The organism is Saccharopolyspora thermophila (assembly GCF_014646075.1).
Classification (GTDB): Bacteria; Actinomycetota; Actinomycetes; order Mycobacteriales; family Pseudonocardiaceae; genus Saccharopolyspora; species Saccharopolyspora thermophila.
Window position 1 is genome coordinate 23091 of the sequence record NZ_BMMT01000013.1, and the last position, 17208, is coordinate 40298.

A 17208-nucleotide genomic window follows, 5' to 3' on the forward strand; every position below is an offset into this window, starting at 1 on the left:
CGCGGTCAGACCGCGGTGCGGAGGGGGCCGCCGTGGTAGGCGATCGCGTCCGCGAGCGCCGCCGGGAGATCCAGCTCCACCTCGTCGGCGTCCGCGTACGCGCGGTGCAGGTTCAGCACGATCCGTTCCTGGTCCGGCCAGGCCGCGAACTCGCCCAGGTCGCAGCGCCGCGCGGCCTCCAGCGGCGACAGCCCGTCGAGGCGCCCCCGACGGGCCGTGTCCAGCACGAACCGGTAGTAGCGGGCGTGGTCCTCCAGCACCCGCGGCAGCGCCGCACCGGGCAGGACCGGTCCGTGCCCCGGCACCACCGTTTCCGCCGCGAAACCCGCCAACCAGTCCAGCGACCGCAGCGCACCCTCCACCGAACCCATGACCAGCAGGGGCGTCACGCCGTGGAAGATCAGGTCGCCGGTGAACAGCACCGCCGACTCCGGCACCCATGCCACCACGTCGCCCGTCGTGTGCGCGGCGTAGCCCGGGTGCCGCAGCTCGACGGTCACGCCCCCGCAGTGCAGGGTCAGTGAGTCGTGCAGCACCACGTCCGGCGCCCGGTGCTCGGTGATGCCCCACTGCGGCGACGGCTGCCACACCGGCGGCAGGTCGGTCAGCAGCGTGTCCGCCAGGATGCCCTCGCGCGTCGCGGCATGCCCGACCAGGACGGTCGACTCCGGCAGCAGGGCGTTGCCGTACGTGTGGTCGCCATGCAGGTGCGTGTTCACCGCGAACCGGATCGGCGCCCCGCCCCCGGCCTGTCGCACCGCCGCGAGGAAACGCTCGGTGCGCTGCGCGGTGGCGCACGTGTCGACCAGCAGCACGCCGTCGTCGCCGAACACCGCCCCGGCGTTGTTGATCCACCAGGAGCCGTCCGGTTGTACCCAGGCGTGCACCCGCGGGCCCACCTCGGAGAGGGTCGCGTGTTCAGGGCTCGTGTGCTCGGCGGTCATGACGGAACCTCCCGGGACAGCAGAATCGATCTTCTTCGAAGGCCAGTGTGCCCGCTGGCGCGGGTCCGGGTGAGATCGATGCGGTCGGACCCCGCACGTAGGGTGGAAGCGTGGCCGATCCGTCCACCTACCGACCCGCACCCGGCACGATCCCGGACGCCCCGGGCGTGTACCGGTTCCACGACGCCGGTGGCCGCGTGATCTACGTCGGCAAGGCGAAGAGCCTGCGCAGCAGGCTGTCGTCCTACTTCGCCGACCTCGCCGGGCTGCACCCGCGCACCCGGCAGATGGTCACCACCGCCACCGGCGTGGAGTGGACCGTCGTCGGCACCGAGGTCGAGGCGCTGCAGCTGGAGTACTCCTGGATCAAGGAGTACGACCCGAAGTTCAACGTGCGCTACCGCGACGACAAGTCGTACCCGGTGCTGGCCGTCACGCTGCACGAGGAGTACCCGCGGCTGCACGTCTACCGCGGCCCGCGCCGCCGCGGCGTGCGCTACTTCGGGCCGTACGCGCACGCCTGGGCGATCCGCGAGACGCTCGACCTGCTGCTGCGGGTGTTCCCGGCGCGCACCTGCTCCGCCGGGGTGTTCAGGCGGCACTCCCAGATCGGCCGCCCCTGCCTGCTCGGCTACATCGGCAAGTGCTCGGCGCCGTGTGTCGGACGGGTCAGCGCCGCGGAGCACCGCACCATCGTCGAGGACTTCTGCGACTTCCTGGCTGGGCACACCGACCAGCTGATGCGCAAGCTCGACAAGGAGATGCAGGCCGCCGCGGCCGAGCTGGAGTTCGAGCGCGCCGCCCGGCTGCGCGACGACCTGGAGGCGCTGCGCCGGGCCATGGAGAAGCAGGCGGTGGTGCTCGGCGACGGCACCGACGCCGACGTGGTGGCCTTCGCCGAGGACGAGCTGGCCGCTGCCGTGCAGGTCTTCCACATCCGCGGCGGCCGGGTACGCGGCCAGCGCGGCTGGGTTATCGACAAGGTCGAGGAGACCGGCACCGCGGAACTCACCGCGCAGTTCCTCACCCAGTTCTACGGCGAGCAGGCCGCGCTGGCTGACCAGGCCGACGCCGGCGGCAGCCCGGTGCCCCGCGAGGTGCTGGTGCCGCAGCTGCCCGACGATGCCGAGACGATCGCCGGCTGGCTCAGCGAACTGCGCGGCAGCCGGGTGCGCCTGCGGGTGCCGCAGCGCGGCGACAAGCGCGCGCTGATGGAAACCGTCGAGCGCAACGCCAAGGAGGCATTCCAGCAGTACAAGCTGCGCCGCGCCGGCGACCTGACCGCCCGCTCGGCCGCGCTGCAGGAGCTGCAGGAGGCGCTGGCGCTGGACAGCGCACCGCTGCGGATCGAGTGCATCGACGTCAGCCACGTGCAGGGCAGCGACGTGGTGGCGTCGCTGGTGGTCTTCGAGGACGGCGTGCCGCGCAAGTCCGAGTACCGCCGCTTCGAGGTCCGCAAGGGCGCCGCGGGCGGCGACGTCGGGTCCATCGACGAGGTGGTGCGCCGCCGGTTCGCCCGCTACCTCGCCGAGACCGGCGGGTCCGAGGCGGCCGACCGGGTCGGCTCGGCCATCGACCCCGACACCGGCCGCCCCCGCAAGTTCGCCTACCCGCCGAACCTGCTGGTCATCGACGGCGGCGCCCCGCAGGCCAATGCGGCGGCCGACGCGCTCACCGAACTCGGCGTCACCGACGTCGCGGTGATCGGACTGGCCAAGCGGCTGGAGGAGGTGTGGCTGCCCGCTGACCCCGACCCGGTGATCCTGCCCCGCACCAGCGAGGCGCTCTACCTGCTGCAACGGGTCCGCGACGAGGCGCACCGCTTCGCGATCAGCTACCACCGTAAGAAGCGCGCCAAGCGCATGACAAGCTCCACATTGGACGCGATTCCGGGACTGGGCGCAACCCGCCGGGCGGCGTTGCTCAAGCACTTCGGCTCGGTGCGCCGACTGCGCCAGGCCGGGGTGGACGAGATCGCCGCGGTACCCGGGATCGGCCGCCGCACCGCCGAGACCGTGCACCAGGCGCTTGCGGCGGAAGGGGGAACCGGGCGCGGCCCGGAGCCGGACCGCCGGGCCGGGCCCGGCGCCGACAACACTGAAGGGGAGAGCAGTGACTGAGGAGCACTCGGGCATCGAGGTCGCCGTCGTCAGCGGCCTGTCCGGGGCGGGGCGCAGCACCGCGGCCAAGTGCCTGGAGGACCTGGGCTGGTTCGTGGTGGACAACCTGCCGCCGGAGCTGATCGCCACGATGGTGGAGCTGGGGGCCAGGTCCAGCGGAGCGGTGACCCGCGTCGCGGTGGTGATGGACGTGCGCAGCCGGGCGTTCACCGAGGACCTGGGCGCGGTCATCAAGGACCTCGACGCCCGCGGCTACAAGCCGAAGGTGTTGTTCCTGGAGGCCACCGACGAGGTGCTGATCCGCCGCTTCGAGCAGGTGCGGCGCGGCCACCCACTGCAGGGCGAGGGCCGGTTGGCCGACGGAATCGCCGCGGAGCGCTCGCTGCTGTCCAGGCTGCGCTCCGAGGCCGACCTGATCCTGGACACCACGGGTTTGTCGGTGCACCAGCTGCGGGCCAAGATCGAGGACGCCTTCGGCACCGAGGCCAGCACCCGCACCCGCGTCACCGTGCTGTCGTTCGGCTACAAGTACGGGCTCCCGATGGACGCCGATCTGGTGATGGACTGCCGGTTTTTGCCCAACCCGTTCTGGATCCCGGAGCTACGCGAGTTCAACGGACTCGATGACGAGGTCCGCAACTACGTGCTCGGTCAGGAGGGCGCCGAGGAGTTCCTGCAGAGCTACCAGCAGCTGCTGCGGCTGGTCGGGGCGGGCTACCACCGGGAGGGCAAGCGGTACCTGACGCTGGCCCTGGGCTGCACCGGCGGCAAGCACCGCAGCGTCGCGCTGGCCGAGGAACTGGCCCGCCGACTGGCCGAGGACGACGGGATGATGGTCAAGACGGTCCACCGGGACCTGGGGCGCGAGTGAGCGGCGAGCTGCGCGCGGTCGCGCTCGGCGGCGGGCACGGGCTGCAGGCGACCCTGTCGGCGCTGCGCCGGATCACCGCGGACGTGACCGCCGTGGTGACCGTCGCCGACGACGGCGGGTCGTCCGGTCGCCTGCGCCGCGAGCTGGGCATGCTGCCCCCGGGCGATTTGCGCAAGGCTCTCGCCGCGCTGGCCGGCACCGACGCCGACGGCAGCCTGTGGGCGACGGTGTTCGAACACCGCTTCGGCGGCACCGGCGCGCTTGCCGGGCACGCGGTCGGCAACCTGGTGCTGGCCGGGCTGCTCGACGTGCTGGGCGATCCGGTGGCGGTGCTGGACCAGGCGTGCCGCCTGCTCGGCGTGCGCGGGCGGGTGCTGCCGATGTCGACCGAGCCGCTGGACATGGCCGCCGACGTCGTCGGACTGGACTCCGACCCGGACGCGGTACGCACGATCAGGGGACAGGTGGCCATCGCCAGTACGCCCGGACGAGTGAAACAGGTGCGCCTGTCGGCGAACGGCAACGCCGAACCGACCGCCTGTCCGGAGGCCGTGCAGGCCGTGCTGGACGCCGATCTGGTGCTGCTCGGACCGGGCTCGTGGTTCACCAGCGTGCTGCCACACCTGCTGGTCCCGGAGCTACACGAGGCCATGGTCACCACCTCCGCGCGGCGCTTCGTGGTGCTCAACCTCGTGCCGCAACCAGGCGAGACAGCGGGCTTCTCCCCCGAGCAGCACCTCGACGTACTCTCGCAGCACGCGCCTCGGCTGCGGGTCGACGCGGTGCTGGCCGACGCGGACTCGGTGCCCACCCCGGACCGGCTTCGCGCTGCGGCCGCCGCGCTGGGTGCGCAGACTGTGCTGGACAAGATCGCCGCGCCCGCCTTACCGGGACGGCACGACCCGCACGCGCTCGCGGCGAGCCTGCGGGCCGCACTGGAGAGGAGGACGGACCGGTGGCGATGACCGCGGCGGTCAAGGACGAGTTGAGCCGGTTGCCAGTGACGAAGACGTGCTGTCGACGGGCCGAGGTGTCCTCGTTGCTGCGCTTCGCCGGCGGACTGCACATCGTTGCGGGCCGGGTGGTGATCGAGGCAGAACTGGACAGCGGCTCCACGGCGCGCCGGCTCCGCAAGGAGATCCACGAGCTGTTCGGGCACCACTCCGACGTCCACGTGATCACCTCCGGCGGACTGCGCAAGGGCACCCGCTACGTGGTGCGGGTGGTCAAGGACGGCGAGGGGCTCGCCCGGCAGACCGGGCTGCTGGACCCGCGCGGCCGCCCGGTGCGCGGTCTGCCCGCGCACGTCGTCTCCGGCGGGGCGTGCGACGCGGAGGCCGCCTGGCGCGGCGCGTTCCTGGCGCACGGTTCGCTGACCGAGCCGGGCCGGTCCTCGTCGATGGAGGTCACCTGCCCGGGCCCGGAGGCGGCGCTGGCGCTGGTCGGTGCGGCCCGGCGGATCGGGGTGGCGGCCAAGTCCCGTGAGGTGCGCGGCGCGGACCGCGTGGTGGTGCGCGACGGCGACGCCATCGGCGCCCTGCTGACCCGGCTCGGCGCGCACTCCAGCGTGCTGGCCTGGGAGGAGCGGCGGATGCGCCGTGAGGTGCGGGCCACCGCCAACCGGCTGGCCAACTTCGACGACGCCAACCTGCGCCGCTCGGCCCGCGCGGCGGTCGCCGCTGCGGCCCGCGTGGAGCGCGCGCTCGAGCTGCTGGGCGCGTCCGCGCCGGAGCACCTGATGATGGCGGGCAAGCTGCGGTTGGCGCACCGGCAGGCGTCGCTGGAGGAGCTCGGCCAGCTCGCCGACCCGCCGATGACCAAGGACGCGGTGGCCGGCCGGATCCGCCGCCTGCTGGCGATGGCCGACAAGCGCGCCCGCGAACTCGGGGTGCCGGACACCGAATCCGCGGTCACCGCGGAAATGCTCGAAGCCGAAGCCTGACGCGGACTCCTGTGCGCGCAGGGGGCCGCTCGGCGGAACCTCGCGGGAAAGACACCGCGCCGAACCGGTGCAGAGATGTCGATCACGGACCGTTGCGCTGTCCCCGACCCGTCTCCAGTGGTGCTGACCAGCAAAGATGCCGCTGTGGCCGGAGGCGCTGGAGGGGTTCGGGGCGGGCTTGGCGGCGGGTGCGCTTCCAGAGAGTGAGCACCTCGCGCCCGGACGCGTGCGCTGGGCTCGGAGGCAGATAGGGTGAGGGTGAGTCCATCAACCTCACCCGCCGCGTCGCCGGTCGGGTCAGTCATGAGGAGAGATCGGCGTGACCGTTCGCGTAGGTATCAACGGCTTCGGTCGGATCGGGCGGAACTTCTGGCGGGCTGCCACCGCCAGTGATCACGACATCGAGATCGTGGCCGCCAACGACCTGGGCGATGTCGCGACCATGGCCCACCTGCTCAAGTACGACAGCATCCTCGGCCCCCTCGACCAGGAGGTGAAGGTCACCGGGGACGGCATCGAGGTGGGCGGCAAGCTCATCAAGATCCTCGCCGAGCGCGACCCGGGTAAGCTGCCGTGGGGTGACCTGGGCGTCGACGTCGTCGTGGAGTCCACCGGTTTCTTCACCAACGCCGCGGACGCCCGCAAGCACGTCGACGAGGGCGGCGCGAAGAAGGTCATCATCTCCGCACCGGCCAAGGGCGAGGACCTGACCGTGGTGCTCGGCGTCAACGACGACAAGTACGACGGCTCGCAGACCATCATCTCCAACGCCTCCTGCACCACCAACTGCCTGGCTCCTATGGTCAAGGTGCTCAACGACACCTTCGGCATCGAGCAGGGCCTGATGACCACGGTCCACGCCTACACCCAGGACCAGAACCTGCAGGACGGCCCGCACAAGGACCTGCGCCGCGCCCGGGCCGCCGCGGTCAACGTGGTCCCCACCAGCACCGGTGCGGCCAAGGCCATCGGCCTGGTGCTGCCGGAGCTCAACGGCAAGCTCGACGGCTACGCGATGCGTGTTCCGGTGCCGACCGGCTCGGTGACCGACCTGACCGCCACCGTCGAGAAGGACGTCTCGGTTGACGCCGTCAACGAGGCGTTCCGGACCGCTGCCGCCGAGGGCCGGCTCAAGGGCATCCTCAAGTACAGCGAGGACCCGATCGTCTCCAGCGACATCGTCACCGACCCGCACTCGACGATCTTCGACGCGCCGCTGACCAAGGTCATCGGCAACCAGGTCAAGATCGTCGGCTGGTACGACAACGAGTGGGGCTACTCCAACCGGCTCGCCGACCTCGTCAGCCTGGTCGCCAAGAAGCTCGCCTGAGCGTTCCGGGCTCGTTTCGCGCAGCGGTGCGGGTAGCGGGACCGCAGGAGTGTTCGGGATCGGCGGACTCGACCGGACGCGGCGTCCGGGCTGTCCTCGCGAGAGGGCTTCTGAGATCCCGCGGCGGTGCCGGTTGCGCAGGTGGGCCAAGCGGCTTCGCCGCTGGCAAGGACCAGTCCCGGAAGGCCCGCACGAGCTGGTGCGACAGACTCCGGCTCGTGCGGGCCCTCTCATCACTGCGTAGGAGCAGAGCGTGAAGAACCTCGACGACCTGCTGTCCGAGGGCGTTCGGGGTCGGCGCGTCCTGGTGCGTGCCGACCTCAACGTCCCGCTGGACGGCGAGAAGATCACCGACGACGGCCGGGTGCGCGCCTCCCTGCCGACCATCCGCAGGCTCACCGAGGCCGGCGCCCAGGTGGTGCTCACCGCGCACCTCGGTCGCCCCAAGGGCGAGCCCGACCCGAAGTTCTCGCTGGCGCCGGTGGCCCGCCGCCTCGGCGAGCTGCTCGGCACCGACGTCCCGCTGGCCGGTGACCTGGTCGGCGACTCCGCGAAGTCCGTAATCGCCGGACTCGCCGACGGCTCGGTGGCGCTGCTGGAGAACGTCCGCTTCGACGGCCGCGAGACCAGCAAGGACGACGCCGAGCGCGGCGCACTGGCCGACGAGCTGGCCGCGTTGGTCGGTCCGCAGGCGGCGTTCGTCTCCGACGGCTTCGGTGTGGTGCACCGCAAGCAGGCGTCGGTCTACGACGTCGCCAAGCGGCTGCCCGCCTACGCCGGTGGCCTGGTGCTGGCCGAGGTCGAGGTGCTGCGCACCCTGACCGGCGACCCGAAGCGCCCGTACGCGGTGGTGCTCGGCGGCTCCAAGGTCTCCGACAAGCTGGGCGTCATCAAGGCGCTGCTGCCCAAGGTCGACAAGCTGCTCATCGGCGGCGGCATGGCCTACACGTTCCTGGCCGCGCAGGGCCACGGCGTGGGCAGGTCGCTGCTGCAGGAGGACCAGATCGCCGCCACGAAGCAGCTGCTGGACGAGCACGGCGACAAGCTGGTGCTGCCGGTGGACGTGGTGGTGGCCGACCGGTTCGCCGCCGACGCCGACAAGCGGGTCGTGGCCGCCGACGCGATCCCGGCCGACTGGATGGGGCTGGACATCGGGCCGCGCAGCGTCGAGCTGTTCGCCGGGGTCCTCGCCGGGGCGGGCACGGTGTTCTGGAACGGCCCGGCCGGGGTGTTCGAGTTCCTGGCATTCGCCGACGGCACCCGCGGTATCGCGCAGGCCATCGTGGACTCCGACGCGTTCAGCGTGGTCGGCGGTGGTGACTCGGCTGCCGCGGTGCGCACCCTGGGTCTGCCGGAGGACGGTTTCTCGCACATCTCGACCGGCGGCGGCGCGTCACTGGAGTACCTGGAAGGCAAGGACCTGCCCGGAGTGGCCGTCCTGGAAGGTGAGCGCTGAACATGGCCAGGCAGCCCCTGATCGCCGGCAACTGGAAGATGAACCTCAACCACCTCGAGGCCATCGCCCTGGTGCAGAAGGTCGCCTTCGCGTTGCCGGAGAAGTACTTCAGCAAGGTGGAGGTGGCCGTGCTGCCGCCGTACACCGACATCCGCAGTGTGCAGACGCTCGTCGACGGCGACAAGCTGCTGCTCAGGTACGGCGCGCAGGACATCTCCGAGCACGACTCGGGCGCCTACACCGGTGACGTGTCCGGGCCGATGCTGGCCAAGCTCGGCTGCACCTACGTGGTGGTCGGCCACTCGGAGCGGCGCGAGTACCACGGCGAGACCGACGAGCTCGTCAACAAGAAGGTGCGGGCCACGCTCAAGCACGGCATGTCGCCGATCCTGTGCGTCGGCGAGCAGCTGGACGTGCGCGAGGCGGGCAACCACGTCGAGCACTGCACCGCGCAGCTGATCAACGGGCTCAAGGGCCTCAAGGCCGAGCAGGTGCGGCAGGTCGTGGTGGCCTACGAGCCGGTGTGGGCCATCGGTACCGGCAAGGTGGCCACCGCCTCGGACGCGCAGGAGGTCTGCGCGGCGCTGCGGGCGGCGTTGGCCGACAAGTACGGCAAGGAGATCGCCGACGAGGTGCGGGTGCTCTACGGCGGCTCGGTGAAGTCGAGCAACATCGGCGACCTGATCGCCCAGCCGGACGTGGACGGGGCGCTGGTCGGCGGCGCGAGCCTCAACGGCGACGAGTTCGCCAAGCTCTCCGCGATGGCGGCGGGCGGGCCACTCCCGTGATCCCGATCGGGTGAAGTGTGCGGGGCGCCCTTCGTCGAGCGACGGGCTGACGGGCGCCCCGCACCGGCCTTCACCCCACCCCCGACGTGCTCCCGGCTGCCGGGTGTGGGAGCGTTCGGGCGGCAATGGGGGTGGATGGTGGTCAACTCACTGTTGGCGCCCCGGTACGCTTGGTGGCGAACCGCTGTGCGAACGAGGACGTGATGACTCTTTTCCTGCAGATCATGTTGATCGTGACGAGTGTGCTGCTGGTGCTGCTGGTGCTGCTGCACCGGGCCAAGGGTGGCGGACTCTCCTCGCTGTTCGGCGGCGGTGTGCAGTCCAACCTGGCCGGCTCCAGCGTGGCGGAGAAGAACCTCGACCGCATGACGTTGTTCGTCATGGCACTGTGGGTCATCTCCATCGTCGGCGTCGGCCTGTTGATCAAGATCGGTTGATCGGTCGGCAACCTGCCGGTCGATCAACCCGGGGTCGCAATGGTGGGTGAGGATGGATGACTGGTGGTAACGCCATTCGCGGCACGCGCGTGGGCTCGGGCCCCACGATCGGCGAGTCGGAGCGGGGGGAAGCCGCGCCGCGCAAGCGGATCGACTACTGGTGCGCGAACGGCCACCACATCCGGCCGTCGTTCGCGCTGGATGCCGAGGTGCCGGAGGAATGGGACTGCCCCCGGTGCGGTCTGCCCGCGGGGCTGGACAAGGACAACCCACCCGCAGCGCGGCGCAACGAGCCGTACAAGAGTCACCTCGCGTACGTCAAGGAGCGGCGCAGCGACGCTGACGGGATGGCCATCCTGGAGGAAGCGCTGAACAAGCTCAAGGAGCGCAAGGGCCGCTGACGGGAGATGTTTTCGCAGGTGGTCCCGTAGCGGAACGGCAGACGTCTGCTCGCTACGGGATCGCCGACATCCAAGGCAGCCTGTTCACCACGTCGGCGCGGGTCCTCGAGCGCCTGGCGCGTTGTGCCTCGCGCCTGCGGTTGTGCGGTGGTGGCACGCGGCCTGCGCCACGTGTGGTGTTGATCGCGGTGGTGTGCGGGTGGGTGCTGCTGGTCGGTACGCTCACCGTCCACGTATCGGCGACCCGGAGGGACTCATGACTCTGACCACCGCTGATCTCGCGGACCGCGAAGGTTCCGAGGTGCGCAGCTGCGACGTGCAGTTCCGGAACCTGGGTGGGCGCACCGCGTTCGCTGGGCAGATTCGCACCGTTACGTGCTTTCAGGACAACGCGCTGCTCAAGAAGGTGCTCTCCGAGCCGGGGGAGGGCCGCGTGCTGGTGATCGACGGCGGCGGCTCGCTGCACACCGCGCTGATCGGCGACGTGATCGCCGAGATCGGCCGCTCCAACGGCTGGAGCGGCGTGATCGTCAACGGCGCGGTCCGCGACTCGGCGGTGCTGGCCGGAATGGACTTCGGCGTCAAGGCCCTCGGCACCAACCCGCGCAAGAGCACCAAGACCGGGGAGGGCACCGTGGACGAGGTCGTCGAACTGGGCGGCGTCCGGTTCGTCCCGGGCGAGTACGTGGTCGCCGACCACGACGGCGTCGTGGTGGTCACCGAGCTGTAGTTCCCCGGCCGGGCGCTCCAGGTACGTGAGAGGGGCGCTCCCCGCCCAGCTCGGCGGCGAGCGCCCCTCGCGCGGGTCAGCTTCCCGTGGGAAGGGCGGACGCCGCCTCGGCGTCCAGCAGCCACAGGGTGCGGTGGCGGCCGCGGGCCCCCGCCGCCGGGATGTCCACCGGCTTCGCGCCGCCCAGGGCCGCCGCCACCGGCTTGGCCTTGGCCGCGCCCGTCGTCATCAGCCAGACCTCGTCCGCGGCCTGGATCGCCGGGAGCGTCAGGGAGACGCGGGTCGGCGGGGGCTTCGGGCAGTCGTGCACCCCCACCACCGTGCGCTCGGTCTCCTGCACGTACGGCGTGTCCGGGAACAGCGAGGCCGTGTGGCCCTCCTCACCCACGCCGAGGAGCAGGACGTCGAAGTGCGGCACCGCGATGTCGGTGCTGTGCTCCGCCGTCGCCGCCAGGACCTCCGCGTAGTGTGCCGCCGCCGCGTCGGCGTCGTCGTCGAACCTGCCGCCCGACGGCGCCATCGCGTGCACCCGCTCCGGCGAGATGCCGACGTGGTCGAGCAGCGCCCGGCGGGCCTGGGTCTCGTTGCGGTCCGGGTGCCCGTTCGGCAGGAACCGCTCGTCGCCCCAGAACACCTCCACGTTCGCCCAGTCCACCGCGTCGCGGGCCGGCGAGTCGCGGACCTGCTCCAGCACGGCGATGCCGGTGCGGCCACCGGTGAGCACCACCGACGCCACCCCGTACGCGGCCTGCGCGTCGACCAGCCTGGTGATCAACCGGGCCGCCGCCGCGGCCGCCAGCAGCTCACCGGTGGCGTGCACCACCACCTCCGGGCACGTCATGACGACACCCCGGCGTCCACCGGCTGCTCGGCCTGCTGTTCGCCGCGCACGATCTTGTCCAGGCCACCCAGGGTGGTCTCGTAGATCTCGTCCGCGTCCAGGCGGCGCAGCTCCTCGGCCAGGCAGTCGCGCACCTCGCGGCGCTGTAACGACACCCGGCGCACCGGCTGGCCCGGCTGGGTCAGCGAGCCGACCTTGCCGTCCGGGCGGACGATCTCCACGTTCCCCGACGGCCGCTCCAGCACCGCCGAGACGATGCCCGGACCACGCGGGTGGTCCACCCGGCGCACCGGGATGTCCAGGTAGCTCGCCAGCCACGCGGCCAGCAGGTCCGTCGACGGCGAGTCCGCGGCCCCGGTGACCGTCGCCGCGGTGACCGGCTCGTGCGGCGGCAGGTCCAGCGCCGCCGCCAGCACCGCGCGCCACGACGTCAACCGGGTCCACGCCAGGTCGGTGTCACCGTCCACGTAGGACCGGGCGCGCTGCTGCAGCGACGCGATCGGGTCCGCCTCGGCCGCCGAGTCGGTGATGCGACGGTGCGACAGCGCGCCGATCGGGTCCCGGGCCGGAATGTCCGGGGCGTCGGTGGGCCACCAGGCCACCACCGGCGCGTCCGGCAGCAGCAGCGGCACCACCGCGCCCGCGCCCTCGTCGGCCAGCGGCCCGTACAGCCGCAGCACGATGACCTCCGACGCGCCCGCGTCTCCGCCGATGCGGATCTGGGCGTCCAGCCGCGGCGCGGCCTGCCGCGCTCCGCTGGCCACCACGATCACCCGGCACGGGTGCTCGCGGCTGGCGTCGTTGGCGGCCTGGATGGCCTTTTCCACCTCGGTGCCGTCGCCGGTGACGATCACCAGCGTCAGCACCCGGCCCAGCGCCACGGCACCGCCGGTTTCGCGCAGCTCGACCAGCTTCTTGTTGACCTGCGAAGTGGTGGTGGACGGCAGATCGATGATCACGGTCGCCTCCAGGCGCGTCCGGTGCGGGCCAGCATCGCGTCCGCCGACGGTGGACCCCAGGTCCCCGCCTTGTAGGGCTCGGGCTTGCCGTGCGCGGCCCACTCCGCCAGCACCGGGTCGAGGATCTTCCAGGACAGTTCGACTTCTTCGTTGACCGGGAACAACGACGGCTCGCCCAGCAGCACGTCCAGGATCAGCCGCTCGTACGCCTCCGGCGAGGACTCGGTGAACGCGTGCCCGTACCCGAAGTCCATGGTCACGTCACGCACCTCCATCGAGGTGCCCGGGACCTTCGCGCCGAAACGCATCGTCACGCCCTCGTCCGGCTGCACCCGGATCACCAGGGCGTTCTGCCCCAGCTCCTCGGTCATCGTGCTGTCGAACGGCAGGTGTGGGGCGCGCTTGAACACCACCGCGATCTCGGTGACCCGGCGGCCCAGCCGCTTGCCGGTGCGCAGGTAGAACGGCACCCCGGCCCACCGGCGGCTTTCCACCTCCAGGGTGATCGCCGCGTAGGTCTCGGTGATCGAGTCGGACGCGAAGCCGCCCTCCTCGTGCAGGCCCGGCACCAGCGAACCGCCCTGCCAGCCGCCGGTGTACTGGCCGCGCGCCGTGGTCTGGTCGAACGGCCCGACCGGCTTGGTCGCCGACAGCACCTTGATCTTCTCCGCCCGCAGGTCCTGCGGGGAGAACGAGACCGGCTCCTCCATCGCGGTCAGCGCCATCAGCTGCAGCAGGTGGTTCTGGATCACGTCGCGGGCCGCGCCGATGCCGTCGTAGTAGCCGGCGCGACCGCCCAGGCCGATGTCCTCGGCCATGGTGATCTGCACGTGGTCCACGTAGTGGGCGTTCCAGATCGGCTCGAACAGCTGGTTGGCGAAGCGCAGCGCCAGGATGTTCTGCACCGTTTCCTTGCCGAGGTAGTGGTCGATGCGGAACACCGACTCCTCGGGGAACACCTCGTTGACGATCCGGTTGAGCTCCTGCGCGCTCTGCAGGTCGTGGCCGAACGGCTTCTCGATCACCACGCGCCGCCAGCTGTCCTCGTCCTGGTCGGTCAGGCCCGACCGGGACAGCTGCTTGAGCACCGTCGGGAACGCCGACGGCGGCACCGACAGGTAGAACGCGTGGTTGCCGCCCGTGCCGCGTTCGGCGTCGAGCTGCTTGACGGTCTCGGCGAGCCGGTCGAACGCGGCGTCGTCGTCGAACGACCCGGGGACGAACCGGATGCCCTCGGCGAGCCGGTCCCACACGGTCTGGCGGAACGGCGTGCGCGCGTGCTCCCGGACCGCGTCGTAGACGACCTGCCCGAAGTCCTGGTCGGCCCAGTCGCGCCGGGCGAAGCCGGTCAGCGCGAAACCCGGCGGCAGCAGACCCCGGTTGGCCAGGTCGTAGATCGCGGGCATCAGCTTCTTGCGGGACAGGTCACCGGTGACCCCGAAGATCGTCAGCCCACACGGACCGGCGATCCGGGGCAGCCGCTTGTCCCGGGGATCGCGCAGCGGGTTGTGCCACTGCTCGTTGGGCGGGGTCACTCGTCGCCTCCCTGCGCAAGACCCTGCACGGCCTTCACCAGTTCCACAAGCCCGACCGCGCGGTCGGTGAGGTGCAGGCGCAGCACCGGCCGGTTGCGGTCGGCCAGGACCTGACCGTCGCCCAGCGCCTGGGCCCGTTGCAGTCCGGCCAGCGTGTACGGCCGCCCCGGCACCTCCAGGTCCTGCTCAACACCACCGGTGATCTGCAGGAACACGCCGTTCTGGTGGCCGCCCTTGTGGTACTGGCCGGTGGAGTGCAAAAACCGCGGGCCCCAGCCGAAGGTGGTCTGCAGCCCGGTGCGGCGCGCCAGCTCCTGGCGCAGCACCGACGCGGAGGCGTCGTCGAGCCGGTCCAGGTACGCCTGGATCGCCAGGTAGCCGCCCTTCGGCGCGGTGGCCAGCAACGCGCGCAACGCCTCGGTGACGTTGCCGACGCCGGCCGACAGCCAGTCGCCGGACGGGTGCACCTCGATGGCGCCGTCGACGACCGCGGGCGTCGCGGCCGGGCCACCCGCCGGGCCGTCCAGCAGCGCCCGCGCGGCCTTCTTCGCGGCCTCCACGTCCGGCTGGTCGAACGGGTTGATGCCCAGTAGGCGACCGGCCAGCGCGGTGGCGAACTCCCACAGCAGGAACAGGCCGCCCAGCGGGCCGGTGGTGCTGATCTGCGCGCCGCGCACGGCCGGGCCCACGGCCACCGTGGTGGCGTCCGCACCGGTGTCGGCGAACCCGGCGGCGTCGGTGCTCTCCACCACGACCGGCAGCAGACCGGTGCCGTTCTTGCCGGTCGACTCGGCGATCAGCTGCTCCGCCCAGTCGCCGAAGCCGGTGATGCCGGAGCCGGTGTCGGCGAACACGACCTTCTCGGCGCCGCGGGCGTGCGCCGCCCCCAGCGCCGCGGCCAGCTGCACCGCCGGGTTGTCGGCGTCGTCGGCGCTCAGCTTCGGGAACGCGGCGGCGGCGTCGTCCAGCAGCGCGGCCACGTCGGCCCCGGCCAGCCCCGCCGGGACCAGCCCGAAGGCGGTCAGCGCCGAGTAGCGGCCGCCGACGTGCGGGTCGGCGGTGAAGACCTTGCGGTAGCCGGCCTCGCGCGCCGCGGTCTCCATCGGTGAGCCCGGGTCGGTGACCACGATGATGCGGGTCACAGGATCGATTCCGTTTTCGGAAAAGGCTTTCTCGAAGATGCGACGGTGGCTGTCGGTCTCGACGGTGGTGCCCGACTTCGAGGACACGACCAGCACGGTCCGCCGTAGATCACCGCTCAGCGCGTCGGCGACCTGTCCGGGATCGGTGGTGTCCAGCACGACCAGCGGCACGCCGGCCGTCGCGGTGATCACCTCCGGCGCCAGCGACGAACCACCCATCCCGGCCAGCACGACCCGGTCCAGGCCCTCGGCCCGCAGTTCGGCGCGCAGCGCGTCGATCTCGGCCAGCAGCGGGCGGGAGCTCTCGTGCAGCGTGGTCCAGGACAGCCGGATGGATGCTTCGGACTCGGCGTCCGGACCCCACAGGGTGGCGTCCTGGGCGGCGAGCTTGCTGGCAACCGCGTCGGCGGTCAACTGCTCGACCAGCGGTCGGGCCTCGGCCGCCAGCGCCGCATCGGAAATGTCGACAGAAGTATCGGTTGCCATGAACTTCCTTCAGCGCTCGATGGAGTATGAAATTCGGTTGCAGTGTCGCCGATCCTGGCCGGTGCGGCAGACGCGCACCGGCCAGGATTCACCGGCTGGCTGCCGAAGCGTTACCTGGCCTGCGCCAGCTGTTCGCCGACGGTCTGCAACAGCTGCGACCACGACTTCTCGAACTTCTCGACACCTTCGCGCTCGAGCACCGCGAACACGTCGTCGAGGTCGATGCCAACCGCGACGAGCTCGTCGAGGACCTGCTGCGAGGCGGCAGCGGTGCCGCTGACCAGGTCACCGCGGATGTTGGCGTGGTCGGCGGTGGCCTGCAGGGTCGCTTCCGGCATGGTGTTCACCGTGTTCGGCGCGACCAGCTCGTCGACGTAACGGGTGTCCGAGTACGACGGGTCCTTCACGCCGGTGGAGGCCCACAGCGGGCGCTGCGGCTTCGCCCCGGCCGCCTCCAGCGCCTTCCAGCGCTCGGTGGAGAACACCTCCTGGTAGGCGGCGTAGGCGAGGCGGGCGTTGGCGATCGCGGCCTTGCCGCGCAGCTTCTCACCACCGGCGATGCCGTCCAGCCGCTTGTCGATCTCAGTGTCCACGCGGGACACGAAGAACGACGCCACCGACGAGATCCGGCTGATGTCGTGCCCGTTGGCCCTGGCCTGCTCCAGACCGGCCAGGAAGGCGTCCATCACGTCACGGTAGCGCTGCACCGAGAAGATCAGCGTGACGTTGACGCTCACGCCCTCGGCCAGCACGCGGGTGATCGCCGGCAGGCCCTCCACGGTGGCCGGGATCTTGACCATCAGGTTCGGCCGGTCCACGGTCTTCCACAGGTCCAGGGCCTCGGCCACGGTCCGCTCGGTGTCGTGCGCCAGCCGCGGATCGACCTCCAGGGAGACCCGGCCGTCGACGCCGCCGGTGGACTCGTAGACGTTGCGGAAGATGTCCGCGGCGTCCCGCACGTCGGCGGTGGTCAGCTCGCGGACCACCTGGTCCACACCGGCACCGCGGGCCGCCAGCTCGCGAACCTTCTCGTCGTAGTCGGCGGCGTTGGACAGCGCGTTGGCGAAGATCGTCGGGTTGCTGGTGACGCCGACGACCGCCTGCTCGCTGATCAGCTGGGCCAGGTTGCCCGAGGAGATCCGCTGGCGGGACAGATCGTCCAGCCAGATCGACACCCCGGCCTCGCTGAGCGCCCTGAGGTTCAGGTTGGTGGTCACAGGTATTCC

At 71.5% G+C, this 17208-nt stretch carries 16 protein-coding genes; 10 read left to right on the forward strand and 6 right to left on the reverse strand.

Annotated features, from left to right (window positions below; translation table 11 throughout):
• Positions 1 to 5: 5 nt before the first annotated feature.
• Positions 6 to 944 (reverse strand): MBL fold metallo-hydrolase, encoded by a 939-nt coding sequence (locus IEY17_RS17675; RefSeq protein WP_188989135.1) that lies wholly within the window; start codon positions 942 to 944, stop codon positions 6 to 8.
• A gap of 110 nt (positions 945 to 1054) precedes the next feature.
• On the opposite strand from IEY17_RS17675, the gene uvrC reads away from it, so the two are divergent.
• The 10 genes from uvrC to rraA all read left to right on the forward strand — a co-directional run bounded on the left by uvrC (position 1055) and on the right by rraA (position 11019).
• Positions 1055 to 3064: an excinuclease ABC subunit UvrC gene (uvrC, locus tag IEY17_RS17680; protein WP_188989137.1), complete on the forward strand. Its 2010-nt coding sequence runs from the start codon at positions 1055 to 1057 to the stop codon at positions 3062 to 3064.
• Positions 3057 to 3935, forward strand: coding sequence for an RNase adapter RapZ (rapZ, locus tag IEY17_RS17685; RefSeq protein WP_188989139.1), 879 nt, complete (start codon positions 3057 to 3059; stop codon positions 3933 to 3935). Before uvrC ends, rapZ begins: the two co-directional genes overlap by 8 nt.
• A gap of 8 nt (positions 3936 to 3943) precedes the next feature.
• Positions 3944 to 4900 (forward strand): gluconeogenesis factor YvcK family protein, encoded by a 957-nt coding sequence (locus IEY17_RS17690; RefSeq protein WP_188989385.1) that lies wholly within the window; start codon positions 3944 to 3946, stop codon positions 4898 to 4900.
• Positions 4891 to 5877: a DNA-binding protein WhiA gene (gene whiA / locus IEY17_RS17695; RefSeq protein WP_188989141.1), complete on the forward strand. Its 987-nt coding sequence runs from the start codon at positions 4891 to 4893 to the stop codon at positions 5875 to 5877. The genes IEY17_RS17690 and whiA overlap by 10 nt, the downstream gene beginning before the upstream one ends.
• A 319-nt stretch (positions 5878 to 6196) precedes the next feature.
• Positions 6197 to 7207, forward strand: a complete 1011-nt coding sequence (gene gap / locus IEY17_RS17700) for a type I glyceraldehyde-3-phosphate dehydrogenase (RefSeq protein WP_188989143.1) — start codon at positions 6197 to 6199, stop codon at positions 7205 to 7207.
• 253 nt (positions 7208 to 7460) lie between these two features.
• On the forward strand, positions 7461 to 8663 hold the full coding sequence (locus tag IEY17_RS17705; RefSeq protein WP_188989145.1) for a phosphoglycerate kinase: 1203 nt from the start codon (positions 7461 to 7463) through the stop codon (positions 8661 to 8663).
• A 2-nt stretch (positions 8664 to 8665) separates the two neighbouring features.
• A complete protein-coding gene (tpiA, locus tag IEY17_RS17710) occupies positions 8666 to 9451 on the forward strand; it encodes a triose-phosphate isomerase (RefSeq protein WP_188989147.1) in 786 nt (261 codons plus the stop codon).
• Between the two features lie 203 nt (positions 9452 to 9654).
• Positions 9655 to 9888, forward strand: coding sequence for a preprotein translocase subunit SecG (gene secG, locus IEY17_RS17715; protein ID WP_179720452.1), 234 nt, complete (start codon positions 9655 to 9657; stop codon positions 9886 to 9888).
• A gap of 56 nt (positions 9889 to 9944) precedes the next feature.
• Positions 9945 to 10289 (forward strand): RNA polymerase-binding protein RbpA, encoded by a 345-nt coding sequence (locus tag IEY17_RS17720; RefSeq protein ID WP_188989149.1) that lies wholly within the window; start codon positions 9945 to 9947, stop codon positions 10287 to 10289.
• 256 nt (positions 10290 to 10545) lie between these two features.
• On the forward strand, positions 10546 to 11019 hold the full coding sequence (gene rraA, locus IEY17_RS17725; RefSeq protein ID WP_188989152.1) for a ribonuclease E activity regulator RraA: 474 nt from the start codon (positions 10546 to 10548) through the stop codon (positions 11017 to 11019).
• Between the two features lie 76 nt (positions 11020 to 11095).
• Here rraA and pgl read toward each other — a convergent pair whose 3' ends face one another.
• The 5 genes from pgl to tal form a co-directional block, all read right to left on the reverse strand.
• Positions 11096 to 11860 (reverse strand): 6-phosphogluconolactonase, encoded by a 765-nt coding sequence (pgl, locus tag IEY17_RS17730; RefSeq protein ID WP_188989154.1) that lies wholly within the window; start codon positions 11858 to 11860, stop codon positions 11096 to 11098.
• Positions 11857 to 12819 carry a glucose-6-phosphate dehydrogenase assembly protein OpcA gene (gene opcA / locus IEY17_RS17735; protein WP_188989156.1) on the reverse strand — a complete coding sequence of 321 codons (963 nt, stop codon included), beginning with the start codon at positions 12817 to 12819 and terminating at the stop codon, positions 11857 to 11859. Before opcA ends, pgl begins: the two co-directional genes overlap by 4 nt.
• A complete protein-coding gene (zwf, locus tag IEY17_RS17740; protein WP_188989158.1) occupies positions 12816 to 14354 on the reverse strand; it encodes a glucose-6-phosphate dehydrogenase in 1539 nt (512 codons plus the stop codon). The genes opcA and zwf overlap by 4 nt, the downstream gene beginning before the upstream one ends.
• A complete protein-coding gene (locus tag IEY17_RS17745; protein WP_188989161.1) occupies positions 14351 to 15982 on the reverse strand; it encodes a glucose-6-phosphate isomerase in 1632 nt (543 codons plus the stop codon). Before IEY17_RS17745 ends, zwf begins: the two co-directional genes overlap by 4 nt.
• Before the next feature lie 110 nt (positions 15983 to 16092).
• Entirely contained in the window at positions 16093 to 17199 is a 1107-nt protein-coding gene (tal, locus tag IEY17_RS17750) for a transaldolase (RefSeq protein WP_188989163.1), read from the reverse strand.
• Between the last annotated feature and the right edge of the window lie 9 nt (positions 17200 to 17208).

What these genes read in the sequence shown, in the direction of transcription:
- rraA (WP_188989152.1), top strand. Translation starts at nt 10,546, where the DNA reads ATGACTCTGACCACCGCTGATCTCGCGGACCGCGAAGGTTCCGAGGTG.
- tpiA (WP_188989147.1), top strand. Translation starts at nt 8,666, where the DNA reads ATGGCCAGGCAGCCCCTGATCGCCGGCAACTGGAAGATGAACCTCAAC.
- secG (WP_179720452.1), top strand. Translation starts at nt 9,655, where the DNA reads ATGACTCTTTTCCTGCAGATCATGTTGATCGTGACGAGTGTGCTGCTG.
- IEY17_RS17720 (WP_188989149.1), top strand. Translation starts at nt 9,945, where the DNA reads ATGACTGGTGGTAACGCCATTCGCGGCACGCGCGTGGGCTCGGGCCCC.
- pgl (WP_188989154.1), bottom strand. Translation starts at nt 11,860, where the DNA reads ATGACGTGCCCGGAGGTGGTGGTGCACGCCACCGGTGAGCTGCTGGCG.
- IEY17_RS17675 (WP_188989135.1), bottom strand. Translation starts at nt 944, where the DNA reads ATGACCGCCGAGCACACGAGCCCTGAACACGCGACCCTCTCCGAGGTG.
- IEY17_RS17745 (WP_188989161.1), bottom strand. Translation starts at nt 15,982, where the DNA reads ATGGCAACCGATACTTCTGTCGACATTTCCGATGCGGCGCTGGCGGCC.